At 42.3% G+C, this 14,643-nt stretch carries 11 protein-coding genes and 1 pseudogene; 8 read left to right on the forward strand and 4 right to left on the reverse strand.

All coding sequences use genetic code 11. The features are described from left to right. From ACT3TU_RS11210 to ACT3TU_RS11225, 4 genes and pseudogenes are all read left to right on the forward strand, one after another. Nucleotides 1–554 (forward strand): gamma carbonic anhydrase family protein (locus tag ACT3TU_RS11210; RefSeq protein ID WP_444784379.1); only part of this gene is annotated, 554 nt, incomplete at its 5' end. Beyond that, complete coding sequence (locus ACT3TU_RS11215; RefSeq protein ID WP_095570154.1) at nucleotides 544–1,899, forward strand: dihydroorotase; 1,356 nt, start codon at nucleotides 544–546, stop codon at nucleotides 1,897–1,899. The genes ACT3TU_RS11210 and ACT3TU_RS11215, both read left to right, overlap by 11 nt. Before the next feature lie 30 nt (nucleotides 1,900–1,929). Further along, a complete protein-coding gene (thrS, locus tag ACT3TU_RS11220) occupies nucleotides 1,930–3,864 on the forward strand; it encodes a threonine--tRNA ligase (protein ID WP_192523583.1) in 1,935 nt (644 codons plus the stop codon). Nucleotides 3,865–3,922: 58 nt separating this feature from the next. Beyond that, nucleotides 3,923–4,039: pseudogene (locus ACT3TU_RS11225) on the forward strand (DUF934 domain-containing protein); the annotation flags it as partial. A 54-nt stretch (nucleotides 4,040–4,093) separates the two neighbouring features. Here ACT3TU_RS11225 and ACT3TU_RS11230 read toward each other — a convergent pair. After that, nucleotides 4,094–5,503, reverse strand: a complete 1,410-nt coding sequence (locus tag ACT3TU_RS11230; RefSeq protein ID WP_192523584.1) for an aminotransferase-like domain-containing protein — start codon at nucleotides 5,501–5,503, stop codon at nucleotides 4,094–4,096. A gap of 135 nt (nucleotides 5,504–5,638) precedes the next feature. Here ACT3TU_RS11230 and ACT3TU_RS11235 point away from each other — a divergent pair, with 135 nt between their 5' ends. The 3 genes from ACT3TU_RS11235 (at nucleotide 5,639) to ACT3TU_RS11245 (ending at nucleotide 8,261) form a co-directional block, all read left to right on the forward strand. Further along, nucleotides 5,639–7,039, forward strand: a complete 1,401-nt coding sequence (locus ACT3TU_RS11235) for a cytochrome ubiquinol oxidase subunit I (RefSeq protein WP_095570158.1) — start codon at nucleotides 5,639–5,641, stop codon at nucleotides 7,037–7,039. Nucleotides 7,040–7,050: 11 nt separating this feature from the next. Beyond that, nucleotides 7,051–8,058 carry a cytochrome d ubiquinol oxidase subunit II gene (gene cydB, locus ACT3TU_RS11240; RefSeq protein ID WP_095570159.1) on the forward strand — a complete coding sequence of 336 codons (1,008 nt, stop codon included), beginning with the start codon at nucleotides 7,051–7,053 and terminating at the stop codon, nucleotides 8,056–8,058. Between the two features lie 77 nt (nucleotides 8,059–8,135). Next, on the forward strand, nucleotides 8,136–8,261 hold the full coding sequence (locus ACT3TU_RS11245; RefSeq protein WP_083766349.1) for a DUF2474 family protein: 126 nt from the start codon (nucleotides 8,136–8,138) through the stop codon (nucleotides 8,259–8,261). Nucleotides 8,262–8,693: 432 nt separating this feature from the next. On the opposite strand, the gene ACT3TU_RS11250 is transcribed toward ACT3TU_RS11245, so the two are convergent. The 3 genes from ACT3TU_RS11250 to ACT3TU_RS11260 all read right to left on the reverse strand — a co-directional run bounded on the left by ACT3TU_RS11250 (nucleotide 8,694) and on the right by ACT3TU_RS11260 (nucleotide 13,531). Beyond that, on the reverse strand, nucleotides 8,694–10,127 hold the full coding sequence (locus ACT3TU_RS11250; protein WP_443512741.1) for a hypothetical protein: 1,434 nt from the start codon (nucleotides 10,125–10,127) through the stop codon (nucleotides 8,694–8,696). A gap of 81 nt (nucleotides 10,128–10,208) precedes the next feature. Beyond that, on the reverse strand, nucleotides 10,209–12,545 hold the full coding sequence (locus ACT3TU_RS11255) for a TonB-dependent receptor (protein WP_225736921.1): 2,337 nt from the start codon (nucleotides 12,543–12,545) through the stop codon (nucleotides 10,209–10,211). Between the two features lie 104 nt (nucleotides 12,546–12,649). Continuing rightward, nucleotides 12,650–13,531 (reverse strand): IS982-like element ISPsma1 family transposase, encoded by an 882-nt coding sequence (locus ACT3TU_RS11260; protein ID WP_058199818.1) that lies wholly within the window; start codon nucleotides 13,529–13,531, stop codon nucleotides 12,650–12,652. A 189-nt stretch (nucleotides 13,532–13,720) separates the two neighbouring features. On the opposite strand from ACT3TU_RS11260, the gene ACT3TU_RS11265 reads away from it, so the two are divergent. Further along, a partial coding sequence (locus tag ACT3TU_RS11265; RefSeq protein ID WP_444784380.1) for an OmpA family protein occupies nucleotides 13,721–14,643 on the forward strand: 923 nt, incomplete at its 3' end.

Below are 14,643 nucleotides of genomic sequence, written 5' to 3' on the forward strand. Positions count from 1 at the left end.
GTAAAAACCCATCCGGCGACCTTCCTATCATCGATCAAACGGCCTATGTCGATCAAACGGCTATTATTTGCGGCAAAGTTATTATTCATGCCAATGTCTTCATTGGGCCTTATGCTGTTATCCGCGCTGATGAAGTGGATGCACAAGGTGAAATGGAACCTATTATTATCGGTGCTAATTCAAACATTCAAGATGGAGTAGTTATTCACTCCAAAGCTGGGGCCGCTGTCACCATTGGAGAAAACTCTTCTATTGCTCATCGCTCTATCATTCATGGGCCTTGTAAGATTGGACATCATGTCTTTATAGGATTCAATAGTGTCTTGTTCAATTGCAGAGTCGGTAATAGAAGTGCAGTGAGACACAATGCCGTTGTGGATGGACAAGACTTACCTGATAACTTTTATGTTCCTGCTATCAGTCATATTCACCCCACCACTAACTTAAGTGACTTTCCACCTATGGATGTATCGCTTAATGAGTTTTCAGAAAGTGTGGTAAATGCCAATATCGAGCTGGTGCAAGGATACAAGGCCTTACAAAATGAATTTTAGCAACCTTCCAAAAATCATCATCCGCAATGCTGTCATTGTGAATGAAGGCATTCGGGAAATGGCTGATGTACTGATAGAAAATGGTCGTATCGAAAAAATACAGCCTAGTATTACCGGTGTTTCTCGTGCAGAAAATATCGATGCAGAAGGTGGCTGGCTCATTCCAGGTATGATTGATGATCAAGTGCATTTTAGAGATCCAGGGGCACCGCAAAAAGGCACTGTAAAATCAGAGTCGATGGCGGCGGCGATTGGTGGTATCACAAGCTATATGGATATGCCCAATACGCAGCCTGCGACACTAGATTTGCAAGCATTACAGCAAAAGAAGTTAAATGCCGCAACACATAGCATGGCAAATTACGCCTTTCACTTCGGTGTCAGTGCCGATAATATTGATATTGTCGAAAACCTAGACCCTAAGCTTGTTAGTGGCGTTAAAGTTTTTATGGGAGCGTCTACAGGCAATATGCTGGTCGACGACCCGCAAACCCTAGAACGCCTATTTTCGAATGTGCCTACTATTTTGTTGACGCATTGTGAATCAACGCCTCGTATCAAAATGCGCGAGCAACAGTATAAAGAAAAATACGGTGCCGACATTCCTGCCGTCATGCATGGCCGTATTCGTGATAAACAAGCCTGCTTTGAAAGCTCAAGTATGGCGGTTGCACTGGCTGAAAAATATGGTACTCAGCTACACGTATTACATATCACCACAGCTAAAGAGATTTGTCTGTTTAAAAACCTACCACTCGATAAAAAGTATATTACCGCTGAAGTTTGTGTGCATCATTTAAGTTTTGATGATACTGATTATGAAATGCTAGGACATCTCATCAAATGTAATCCAGCCATCAAAACAGTACAGGACCGTCAAGCATTGATTCAAGCGATCTCAGAGTCTAACCGTTTGGATATTATTGGTACTGACCACGCACCGCATACTTGGCAGGAAAAGCAGCAAAGTTACTTCAATGCCCCAGCTGGATTGCCCCTTGTACAACATGCCTTGCCTGCGTTGATGGAATTGGTTGAGGACAAACAGATGAACATCGAAACCATGGTACGCAAGACATCGCATCAAGTGGCAGACTTGTTTCGCATTAAAGACCGAGGCTATATACGCGAAGGATATTGGGCTGATTTGGTATTACTCAAAGAAAATAAAGAAAAAGTCATGGTCAGTGACACTCGTAATTATATGCACTGTAACTGGACGCCTTTTGCACATAAAGCTTTTCGATATTCTGTAGACACCACCATCATCTCAGGGCAACTTGCATGGCATAAAAACCAGCTGTTCCCAAACTGCCGTGGTCAATCTCTTGAAATCGACCGTTAATCACCATAATTATTAATTGCCAGATTACTTATGAATATCCAAATAATTAGTCACCAAAATGCTCAGCAACTTTCAATTGAAGACCCTATATCGATCGCTACCTTATTAGAAACCTATAAACCGCCTGGTTATAAAAAAGTGTTTTTGGCGAAAGTTGGTAGCCGATATGTTGATTTGCAACATCTCATAACTGAAGACTGCCACATCCAGCTTATCACGTCTCAAGATGACGAGGCTTCAATGCTTCAACGTGATTCATTTGCTTATCTTCTTGTGAAATCAGTTTTAAACTTACACCCAAATGCCAAGCCCATACAGTATCAAACCACAGATACTGGTTTTTATTATGATTTTGCAGAGACGCCTAATTTTAACGAAGATCACCTCAATGACATATCAAACGGCATGCAAAATATTGTTCAACAAAAGCAGCCCATAGTAGGTCGTGACGTCTCTCTAACTGATGCTATTGCTTACTTCGGCTCAGAAAACCCACTTAAATCAGAACATTTAAAACAGTATAGAGAACAAAGCGAGTCAATAACGACCTTATTTCAACCACTTGATGATAGTGTGAATGATATCTATATATTCCCTTTGGTTGCTAACACCTCATTTTTGCCAAACTTCAAAATCACTCATGTATCAGGTGCCTATTGGCAAGGTGATGCAAGTCAGCCTATGTTGCAACGAATCTATGTCACTTGCTGGGCTACTCGAAAACAACTGACCGATTATCTGAAGCAACAAGAAGAAGCAGCAAAAAGAGATCACAGAAAATTATCACAGCAACTGGACCTGTTACATTTTGACGAACGAGCACCAGGAGCTGTTTTTTGGCATGCGAAAGGTTGGAAAATATTTCAATTACTGACGGGATATTTACGCCATCAGCAGGAAGAGGCAGGGTATATTGAGGTCAATACACCAGACGTTATGGATAGAGAGCTATGGGAGATTTCAGGACATTGGCAAAACTATAAACAGCAAATGTTTGCGGTAGAGACACCTGATGAAAAAACCTACGCGTTAAAACCAATGAGCTGTCCTGGTGCTGTTTGTCTCTACGGTCATGATTTAAAAAGCTATAGAGAGTTACCACTTAAAATGGCGGAATTTGGTAAAGTTCACCGTTATGAGCCTTCAGGATCACTGCACGGCTTAATGCGAGTTCGACATTTTACTCAGGACGATGCGCACATATTTTGTACCAAAGACCAGCTCCTATCAGAGTGTGTCAGTACCATCCGCTTGATTTATAAAATCTACCAGCATTTTGGGTTTGACAATATTTCTATCAAAGTATCTACTCGTCCAAAAAATAGAATAGGGTCTGAGCAAACATGGGATTTTTTAGAACAGACGCTCATTCAATCTTTGCAAGACATTGATATCGCCTATGAGGTCAGTGAAGGAGAAGGTGCATTTTATGGACCTAAAATTGAATTTACGCTAAAAGATGCGATCGGTAGAGAATGGCAATGTGGCACCATTCAAGTAGATTTAAACCTCCCAGAGCGCTTTGATCTCAGCTATATTAACGAAGATAATCAGAAACAGAAACCGGTCATGCTACACCGCGCTATATTCGGTTCACTTGAACGGTTTATCGGCATTTTGATTGAGCACTACGCAGGTCACCTACCTTTTTGGCTTGCGCCTGTCCAAGTTATGATAATAACTATTTCTGAACACCAACAGATTTATGCCCAGCAAGTCTTGAAGCAACTACAGAATTTATCATTGCGAGTAGAGTGTGACTTTGGTAAGGATAAACTTGGTTATAAAATTCGCAAGCATACCTTACAAAAAGTACCGTTTCTTTTATTGATTGGAGAAAAAGAGTTGGAGGAATCTAGCGTTAGAGTCCGCACCAGTAAAGGTATGGACTTGGGATTATTGCAAATGGATGAATTAGAAAAGTTTCTTAGACAAGCCATGGTGAGTCAAAATGAAAATAGATAAATTATCGTTTATATGTGTTTTCTTCGCTGATTTTAAAAATGGGTAGGGCTACTCGACGGTATATTTACTGTGTAAGCGGTTAAATTATCCAGGTGATTCATGTGTCTTTGGTGATGTACTAAGAGATCAGTTAAGCCTAATGCACCAAAGTAGTTTCGACGGTTTCGCTATATAATGCGGTGAAAGGCATCAAAAGCTTGTTCGTCACTAGGTTTAATGTTAAAAAACCCTATCCAAGTAGTACGTCAAATAGCTTTTTGACAGCGGCCTGCCTTTGCTCGGTCAACGGGTGGATATAACTTAAGCGTAAAAAATTTTTATATTGACCCGATGCCGAGAAAAGTGAGCCGGGTGTCATGATCACGCCTTGCTCTAATACTTTATTATAACTGCGCTGTGTGTTGATGGTTTCATCTAACTCTACCCACATAGAAATGCCACCTTGGGCGTGGGTATAGCGAATTTTGTCACTCCAATGAGTATCTAATAAGGTCATCAGATCCCTTTGTTGTTGCTTTAGCGTATTGACCTGTTGAGCAATGTAACGTCTGTAATGACCTTCTTCTAAAAATGTTGCCAAACCCTGCTGAGTGGATTCGCTAGAGGAGAGCTGGGTAACCAGTTTCAATTGAGTAATCTTGTCGTGCCACTTACCACCAAACACCCAGCCAATCCTTAAATCTCGCGATAAACTTTTCGAGAAAGAGCTGCACAGAATAACTTGTCCGTTAGGATCGAATTTCTTCAATGGTTCGGCTGTAAAAGGCGGAAAAGCCAAATCCCCATAAATATCGTCCTCTATGATGCAAAAATCTTTTTCAACCGCTAGATTGATTAATGCTCGGCGTGCTTTTTCAGGCATAAACGCCCCAGTGGGCGTGGCGTAGTTTGGCGACACAATACAGGCTTTAATCGGCCACTCTGTTATTTTTTCGACCAAATCTTCAACGCTCAAACCTTCTCTAGGGTCAGCAGCGACCTCGATAATTTTCAGTTTGAGTTGTTCCATGATTTGCAGTACGCCATAAAATGCTGGAGACTCTACTGTTACAGTATCACCGGGTGAGCACGTTGCCATAAGAGAGATGAATAAGGCGTGTTGGCAACCACCGGTAATGCAAACCTGTGATGGATCTTGGTTCAAACTACGGTGACGGTAGTGAGTCACAATGGCATCTTTTAAGCGCATATCGCCACTTGAGTCGTTGTAGTAGAGAGCTTTTTGAGTGGGTCTGGAACGCAATGCTTTGCTTAAGTGCCGGTTTAAAGTGATGAGGTGATTCGCATCATTGGTAACACCAGCCGTTGGCAAAATATCAAAGGCGGCACTGCGTGTCATGATGTCTTTTAAGATGGCTGGAACGGTTACGTCTCTGGGAGCAGCGGGTGGGTTAATGCGCTTTGGCGAGAGACGGTCATTTGGTGTCGTGGCTTTGACAAAGTAACCTGATTTTGGTTTAGAAAAGATCAATCCCTCTGCTTCGAGTCGATGCAAAGCATGTAGCACCGTGGCTTTAGAAAAGCCCAAGTTCTGGCACATTTCTCGGACAGAAGGAAGTTTTCCGCTTGGCAAAAAATGATTGGCTTTTATATCTTTGCGTAATAAATGTTCCAGCTCTAGGTATTTAAACTGACTCATAACTGAGCCTTTGTTAATGAATCTGTACCTATTCTAAATTAATTTATTGTGCCTGTTCTATATTTTTTAAAGTTTTACACTTAACAAAGTAATTATTTTTTACTTTCTGACAGTGTAGAGGGTAGGCAGGGCACAATGATTGACTTAAATGCTATTGATTTGGCGCGAATACAATTCGCGTTCACCGTCTCGTTCCATATTATTTTTCCCGCTATTACAATCGGTCTTGCCAGTTATCTGGCCGTATTAGAAGGTTTTTGGCTTTGTACAAGAAAGCCGATTTACATGACCTTATGCCGATTTTGGATGAAAATATTTGCTGTCAATTTTGCCATGGGTGTTGTTTCTGGCATTGTGATGGCGTACCAATTTGGTACCAACTGGAGCCAGTTTTCTAACTTCGCAGGAGCCATTACTGGTCCGCTACTTAGTTATGAAGTGATGACGGCTTTCTTCCTTGAAGCTGGCTTCTTAGGGGTTATGTTGTTTGGCTGGAAAAAAGTCGGTGAAAAGCTACATTTTGCCTCTACTATTTTGGTCGCTATTGGAACCTTAATTTCGATGACCTGGATTTTGGCATCTAACAGCTGGATGCAAACCCCTCAAGGCTACGACATCGTTGATGGTCGCGTTGTACCTGTCAATTGGTTTGAGATTATTTTTAACCCTTCTTTTCCTTATCGTTTAGTTCACATGGGCTTGGCGGCCTTCTTGGCAACGGCGTTATTAGTTGGGGCTTCTGGTGCATGGCATTTGCTAAAAGGCTCTCATATACAAGTTGCGAAAAAAATGTTGTCCATGGCAATGTGGATGCTGCTGATTTCGGCACCTTTGCAAGTGATGGTCGGTGATCAGCATGGCCTAAACACGCTAGAGCATCAGCCAATCAAGGTAGCCGCGATGGAAGGGCACTGGCATCAAACGGAAAAAGGTGAAGGCGTACCGCTGGTCTTGTTTGGTTGGCCAAATATGGACGAAGAAAGAAACGATTTTGCGATTGAGATTCCGAATCTTGCCAGTTTGATTTTGACGCACTCTGTGGATGGGGATATTCCACCGCTTACGTCTGTTGCAGCAGAAGATCGTCCTTACGTGCCTGTGGTTTTCTTTAGCTTTCGTATCATGGTGGCGCTTGGCATCTTGATGATTGTACTGGCGGTAACTGCATTGATACTTCGCAAAAAGGGCAGAATCTACGAGAAAAAATGGTTTTTGCGCTTTTGTGTTGCGATGGGGCCAGCTGGTCTGATTGCCATGCTGACAGGCTGGTTTGTCACTGAAACAGGTCGCCAGCCTTGGGTGGTATATGGTTTGCAGCGCACTATAGATGCAGGCTCGCCCAATAGTGTGACTGCCATGAGTTTATCATTGCTCGCTTTCGTCGTGGTGTATCTGTGTGTGTTTGGTTTAGGCGTGAGTTATATGCTGGCGCTGATTCATAAAGGTCCAACCGTCGATTATTTGTTTGAAGATGATGATGATTTGAGCAAACGCCCAGCCCGTCCGCTATCTGCCGCTGATGGCGTAGAAATTTAGGAGACAGTGTCATGTATTTTGATTTACCGACGATTTGGGCTTTTGTTATCGGCTTTGGTTTGATGATGTACGTGTTCTTAGATGGCTTTGATTTGGGGATTGGTCTGCTGTTTCCTTTTATTAAAGACGAACATGAGCGAGATATTATGGTGAATTCGGTTGCTCCTGTTTGGGATGGTAACGAAACTTGGCTTGTATTGGGTGGCGCGGGCTTATTGGCTGCATTTCCTATGGCGTATTCGGTGATTTTGTCAGCCTTATATGGACCGATTTTACTGATGTTATTTGGTTTGATTTTGCGTGGCGTCGCCTTTGAGTTTCGCTTTAAGGCGACAGAGTCTCATCGTCCAATTTGGGACAAGCTATTTTTTGTTGGTTCCCTAATGGCCACCTTTGCTCAAGGCGTGGCGATGGGCGCTGTGATCATTGGTTTTCAAGTAGACAATGGCGAGTTCGCTGGCGGTGGATTGGATTGGTTGAGTCCATTTAGCCTGTTCACGGGTTTTAGTTTGCTATTTGCTTATGGACTACTTGGCGTCACTTGGTTGGTTGTTAAAACAGAGCATGGTTTGCAGAAAAAAATGCGCACATTCATTAAACCATTAACCTTACTGCTCGTAGCCTGTATGTTCATTATCAGCATCTATACGCCAATGATTAACGACAGTGTACGGGACTTATGGTTTAACGTATCCAATATTATGTATTTGGCGCCTTTACCGATTTTTACGGCTATTTTTGCACTGTTTCTTATGGGCGCGGCGCATTCTAAACAAGAAGATCGTGCTTTTATTTGTGCTTTATGCATGTTGTTTTTAGGATATTTAGGGTTATGTATTAGTCTTTGGCCAAACATTATTCCACCGAGTATTACGATTTATCAGGCCGCAGCACCAACGTCTAGCCTTAAATTTACCTTAGTCGGCGTTGTGTTTATTGTGCCTGTCATCTTGATTTATACCTTTTGGTCTTATCGAGTGTTCCGTGGAAAAGTCGTAGATACCGATGGTTATCATTAGAAAGCAGATAGCAAAAAGATTGGTGTTTACAGAGAGCCAGCCTTTTATGTAAGTAAGTTAGTTTGGAGGAAAGTACGATGAAAAAAAGTCTTCACCAGTTCAAATGGTTACTGATTTTTTGGGCACTTGGCGTTGGCTCGCTTTTGGTGGTCGCGACCATTATACGTTTCGGTATGACCTTGGCGGGAATGGAATCCAAATAAGTATTTTCGAATTTAAAAAAGGGAGCGCGAACACACTCCCTTTTAAGGCATAACTCTGGCTAAGTGCGCAGGCTAGCTGATTGGAATGGTGTTATCAGGGTGGGTGTATTAAGAATTTGGTTTAGAGGCTTGTCTTTGGATACCCAGTTTGTTTATGCCAATAGTGGCTTTATTATCACTAAAGCTGTCTAACCCGTATAAAACGACGGCATACAGTCTGAACTCAATTGATTAAGCTTCGAATGACTATAACAGCTCTCAGATTTGTCTCAATCTATTCATTAGCAGTCAAGTATGAAAAGGGGAGCATCTACATCTACGCTAATATAATTGTTACTTAACAACTGTCTATTCTACTAAAAACTGAACCCCATGAGCGACAATTAACTCATGGGGTTCAGTCTAAAAATTTAAGTTTCTATAAAAAGTAGGTTAGGACTCGTGATGATGCTCATCGTCGTGTACAGTTTTCACCCCGAACCAAGCCAACTGCGATGGTGCAAAGGCCAATTTCATTTTTGACTCAATTTTTTTAGCATCAGGATTGATGGTAATGATTTGCTGACTCTCACTGTCCATCACGTAAACCATCTCAGTATTCGGATTAACGATCAAAGATGGGCCACCATGACTATAGTTCTTGATTCCATTCGGTATAATATTCAATGCGGCTACTTGTTTATAGTTCTGCGTCACATCAAGCAGATGTAAGGTTCCTGCGTCGTCAAGTAGCATTAAATGTTCTCCATGAGCATCAAAATCATAGCTGACAACTCGGCGACTGTTATTGGACGTCCAAACAATAGGAGCAACATTCTTACTAGCAGGATCAATACGGTATGGTTGACCACAGGCCGTGCCAACTAAATAGTTGTGATGATGGTTGGTTACAAACGAACCGATTCGAGCGGCACTACTGCTACCATCTTCATTGATGCACTGGTTATTGATCAAGCTGGCAGGGTAGGTGATTTTTTCAGCACTAAACGCATCATCAGTTTGCTTCACACTCAAAATACCATCACTACAAGCAAAAACACTAAAGTCAGTCACGCTGCCACTGCCATGCAGACCCTGACATTTGGTATCAAACGTCTGGTTTAAATGATAATGATCATTGTGACGTTCAAAGACGCTGATTGTATCAGCGAGTGGACTACCCACTGTATCATAACGTCCTGTACTGATAACATAATTCCCGCGAGGCTCTGCTGTGCCATGCATGTTGGTGTTTAATTTTTGATAAAGAAGTTTGCCATTTGCAATATCTTTATCTGTTACTAGGGCAAATCCAGCTGCCTGTGTAGGGTTATCTATTGGATTACCTGCCGCACCTAAGCCATCAAAAAACAATCCAGCTTGCTCGCCATACGTTTGATAATGTACAGGACGGGTGTAATTTAACTGTAGTGGCATCTTACTGACGTCTCGAGCGTAGGGGTGATCGTGGTCGCCATGGTCTTCAATTTCCAGTCCACTATGGTAAAAATTCACCCCTTGGTTGGTACGGTCGAGTACTAGAATATAATTACCATCTGGACTGGTTTGAAGCGCATCAGCTTGACCTGTTAAATCCAAATTTTGAATAACTTTGTTTTGAGCAAGACTATAAACATAAGCTTTATTACTGTTTTTTTCGGTAATCATTATCCGCCCTTGCCTTAGCTCAGCGGTTACCTCTGACTCTTCATCATGATCATGATCATGATCATGATCGTGATCGTGATCGTGATCGTGATCGTGGCCTGGTTGCGTTGTTGGTGTTTTGCGATCATCATCTGAGCCACAACCGCTAAGCGCTGTAACCGTTAACAAAGTAGATAAAGCTAGTGCAATAGATTTACTTAGTGGGTGAAACTGAATCATAAAGGTGCTCCATTCATGGGTATGATTTTTTACTAATTATTGTCAAGAAGTCAGACAAGCCAGTACTTAGAGAACTGACGGTTAAAAACGATAGGTCACCCCAGCATTCAATGAACGCTCCGGCATAGGCACGTGTTCAACCAAATAGGAGGCATGATTGTATGCCAGCTCATTTAAAAGGTTATTAACCTGAAGGAAGGCGGTATAGTCATAAGCGCTAGGACTGTGATAGACAAGCTTGGCGTCAACCATGTTGTAGCTTGGCGTATTGGTCTCAAAGTCAGCAATGTGGTCTTGCTCAAAGCGATGATAGCCAGAGAGTACCAAATCGAACTGACCAAATTGAGTTGTAATGTCACCACCAATTCGAGGGGCCACCAATCTTGGGGCATATTTACTGGTAAGATCATTACTGTCTAGCGTTATCAATGCGATATCAGCGAAGCTGCCGATACTGATTCTGTTGTTCAGATAATAGCGTGATTGAATTTCACCGCCATAATGTTTGGCATCGCTTTGAACGTAGTCAACCAATCTAAAACCTGCCGACTCTCCTTCTGTAACGACATCTTGTGTTTTAGCGTAGATATAGTCCTTGCTGTCATTATAAAAAGCAGAAATACTGGTCTCAAAGCTATCGCCATTGTCAAAGCGCAATGTAAGTTCTACACCATTGGTTGACTCTTCTTTTAATTGATCATTACCGCGCTCCCAAGTATTGGTTGCCAGATGGGCACCATTAGAGAATAACTCTTGTGAGGAGGGTAGTCTTTCAGAATGACTGATTCTTGCAGACAGTTGTGTGTTGGGCGTAAGGTACTTACCACCCTCTAAGCTGACAGAAGTACCAGTATGTGCTTTGTCAATATTATTTTCGGTATCAGTCAGGTTTTGAAAATCTTGACGACCGCCAAATTCGATGTACCAAGGACTTCTTCCTTGCTTGCTGACGATGGCGTTAGTGCTTTCATCAGTAGAATCTGCTCTACCACCATGATTGTGACCTGCATGTTCATCAGATGATGAAAACGTATTGTCAGCAAATTTATCGACATTTTCTATTTTTGCACCAAGGTAATTCGGCGTGAGTCGCTCAATAAAAAATAGTCCCACTTGAGTACGATCCGTTTTTGGAAGGTAACCTTCTAGTCCCACCGCTGAAAACTCACTGTTGGTGTAATCTAAGCCAACCACCCCTTTCATAAACCCTAAATTGCCTGTTTTATAAGTTGCATGGGTTGCTTGGGTACGCGCACTGATGGCACTGTTTTTGAAAGTAGTGCCAGCCACGCCTTCATCTATTTCATCATGGCGATAATCGGTATAACTAATCTTGGCATTGATATTATCAACCCCTATCATAGGTATCTGCCGCTCGGCATAGAGCTGATAGACGTCTGAAGTCAAATCAACATAAGGCGCCTCTCCATGAGCGTGGTCATGGTCGTGCTCACCTGCGCAGCTAAGACTGTTAGGATTATTGCTATCAGGCGAGCATTCGCTATGGACGTGGAATGGCAGACCATATTCTGAAGACTGACGTTGGTATGAACCACCGATATAACCCAAATCAGTCACATACGATAGCCCAATACTGCCATTATCTTGAGTATACCAACTGTTGCTAATCTCATCCGTGTCCCAATGCGGTACTTGAATATTACCTTTGTCCGTTTTTTGATAACGCCCACTCCAAAGCCAATTATCGCCGATACCGCCATTGAGCTCTGCATACCCAAGATACCCATCGGTGGCTTGTTGACCGATTAGCGACACTTTGCCGTTTAGGTTTTTCTGTGACGACGGGTTTGGAATGGTGTTGTCAACGATATTGACCACTCCGCCTATAGCGCCGCCACCGTACATCAACGCTGATGTGCCTTTTATGACCTCAATTTGTCTTGCACCCAATATGGGCACAGATATTTGATGGTCTGGAGAAATCTGTGAAGCATCCTGTACAGTCAAGCCGTTTTGCATGACTTGAACACGCGGTGCGCTCTGTCCGCGAATAATTGGTCGACTCGCGCCTTGTCCAAAACTGTCAGTAGATACGCCTATCTCGTTTGCCAATGCATCGCCAAGCGTACTGTTGACCTGAGAATCTAGCGCCTCACCAGTAACAATGCTGGTTGCTGTAGCCATCTCATTTGCTTGCGGGAGTAAAGGGTTTGAGGTAACAACAATCGTATCTAAAGTGGTTGAGGGCATCGTCATATCGGATAACCCGTTATCAGCAGAGGTAGTAAGCTCACTGTTTGTTGACTGAATTTCTGCCGCCATGACAGGTAAGCCTGCCATGCTTAGAGCAGCAGTCACTGAGAATATAACCGTTGTATGTTTGATACTAAAATTGGAGGGTGGTGTAGAAGTGTAATGAATACCTCTTAACTCATTGATATTGAATGACTTAGACATAGTTTTACCAAAATTAAAAGTTACATGAATACAAATCAGTACTGAAATTAATTGTAATGTTATAATATAACATTACATAAGTATATACATAATTCACCCCACTCTCAACTTGAAATAAGCAAATCAAACTGAAGAGGCGGATTACCAAGTTTTTTATTGAGTACAAAGCACAGATTATGCGACAGAATCTTACGAATCAATCGATGAGACAAATGCCATAAATCTCTTGCTCGCACTCTTTGTATATTAAATCGTTCTGATAGCTGACCAATGACTGTTTCAACGATACGGCGAGCTTTCATTAGCCGTCTTACCACAGGTTTGGGTCTATCTTCTTTCATATTAGCTCTGAGTGGCGTTTGTAAATCCACTCCTTGAGCGTCGTAGTACGATGTCAGACTGGGGCTGATATACCCTTTATCAGCACCGAGCAAACCATGGATATGGTCAGTAATATCAGGCGCAACCGCTCTTTCATCAACATTGGCAGGGGCAACGGTAAAGCCTTTAATCATGCCAGATAAATTAACAAGCAAATGTCCCTCAAAGCCATAGTATCTCTCTTGCTTAGCGGCGCAGTAACTAAAAGCTGCTAAGTCTTGATAGTTTTTATGCCGATAAGCGCGTCCATAATGACAGACGGGTATCGGAAAGCCATCCATAAAATGAATGTTGTCACGGCCTTCAATTTGACTGACTTTATCTTGTATCTGCTGTTTGACTTGCCACAGATTGGCGCAGTGCTTTGCGAAGTTAGGGTATGAGCCGATGGCTGGAAACCAGTCTTGCCAATGCTGGGTAAAGTATTGCCAAATCTGTTTGTCTTGATCAAGGTGTAAAAATTCACCGACCATCTCCATGCAAATAACCTCAGGATCACTTAGCTTTGGCGCGTAACCTGCACTTCGCAAGGGTTTGGTGACGACTATTTTGTAATATTGCTCTACCATTAAATAGATATTGATGATAAATTCGTCTATGGGCATCTCACAACTCCATTGTATTCTTGGTCGAAAACAATAGATTAGTGAGGTGCTCTTCTTTTTTCAATCACTTTCGAAGTTGAGAGTGGGGTAACTATAGCTATCAGGGTCATTGAAAAACAACATATAAATCCATCTGCTTGTTAATTTAAAAATATTACCTATCAAAAAAATGGAAGTCTGGTTAATACTATGAACAAGATACTTAGAAAGAATATAGTTGCTATTATTTTACCAATAACATTGCTTGGTATGCCTTCTTGTGCTGTCATTGGTGGTGCTGATAGTGAAGGCTATACCCAGCATGTTGATGGCGTTATGTGGAACAATAAAAAAAGTATTGACTTCAAAGAGGTGCTCAAGCAAGAAGTGGCGTCTGATAAGACTCGATTAGTATTTATACGGAAGAACGATAATCATTCTGAGCAAACAAGTACCAATATCTCCATCAACAACAGGTTTCACGTCAGTTTGCATGCGAACAACTACACGGTGGTGGACTCTTGTACTGGAAGTAATCAGTTGAGTGCTCAGGCGACTGGTTTTAAAAATAATAACTTATTGGCAGATAAGCAAGATTATCAGTTACAAGGTGGTCAAACGTACTTTTTTTATGTCGAAATGGACGGAACAGGCGAGAGCACACTGACGCAGATAACGCCTGACAGTGCATCACCGCTATTAGCAAATAAGTCCTATCAGTCTCATCAAATTAGTCGTGTCGTACCGAATTGCCCAGCACCTGTCGCTGCTATGCCCACTGTGATACCACCTTTAACAGTAGAAAAAGAAACACCAGTGCTAACTGAAAAAGTGACGATTGATCTTGAGGTATTATTTGAGACGGATAAGGCGGTCGTACGGCCAGAGTATTATGCCAAAGTAGCTGAGTTGGCTGAATTTATGACCCAGTACCCTAATACGGTAGTAACCATCGAGGGGCATACTGATAGCCGAGGCAAAGATAGCTATAACCAAACTTTATCCCAACGTCGTGTTAATGCGGTAAAAGAAGTATTGATCTCGCAGTTTGGAGTCGCAGAAGATCGTTTAACTGCCATTGGTTATGGCGAGTCGCAGCCAAGAGCAAGCAACGACACAGTAGAAGGTAGGCA

Source organism: Psychrobacter sp. AOP3-A1-26 (assembly GCF_052378235.1).
In the GTDB taxonomy this organism is placed as follows: domain Bacteria; phylum Pseudomonadota; class Gammaproteobacteria; order Pseudomonadales; family Moraxellaceae; genus Psychrobacter.

Bases quoted from the DNA above. Each gene is read 5' to 3' on its own strand.
- ACT3TU_RS11255 (WP_225736921.1), bottom strand. From the start codon at position 12,545: ATGTCTAAGTCATTCAATATCAATGAGTTAAGAGGTATTCATTACACT.
- ACT3TU_RS11245 (WP_083766349.1), top strand. From the start codon at position 8,136: ATGAAAAAAAGTCTTCACCAGTTCAAATGGTTACTGATTTTTTGGGCA.
- ACT3TU_RS11260 (WP_058199818.1), bottom strand. From the start codon at position 13,531: ATGCCCATAGACGAATTTATCATCAATATCTATTTAATGGTAGAGCAA.
- thrS (WP_192523583.1), top strand. From the start codon at position 1,930: ATGAATATCCAAATAATTAGTCACCAAAATGCTCAGCAACTTTCAATT.
- ACT3TU_RS11235 (WP_095570158.1), top strand. From the start codon at position 5,639: ATGATTGACTTAAATGCTATTGATTTGGCGCGAATACAATTCGCGTTC.
- cydB (WP_095570159.1), top strand. From the start codon at position 7,051: ATGTATTTTGATTTACCGACGATTTGGGCTTTTGTTATCGGCTTTGGT.
- ACT3TU_RS11230 (WP_192523584.1), bottom strand. From the start codon at position 5,503: ATGAGTCAGTTTAAATACCTAGAGCTGGAACATTTATTACGCAAAGAT.
- ACT3TU_RS11250 (WP_443512741.1), bottom strand. From the start codon at position 10,127: ATGATTCAGTTTCACCCACTAAGTAAATCTATTGCACTAGCTTTATCT.
- ACT3TU_RS11215 (WP_095570154.1), top strand. From the start codon at position 544: ATGAATTTTAGCAACCTTCCAAAAATCATCATCCGCAATGCTGTCATT.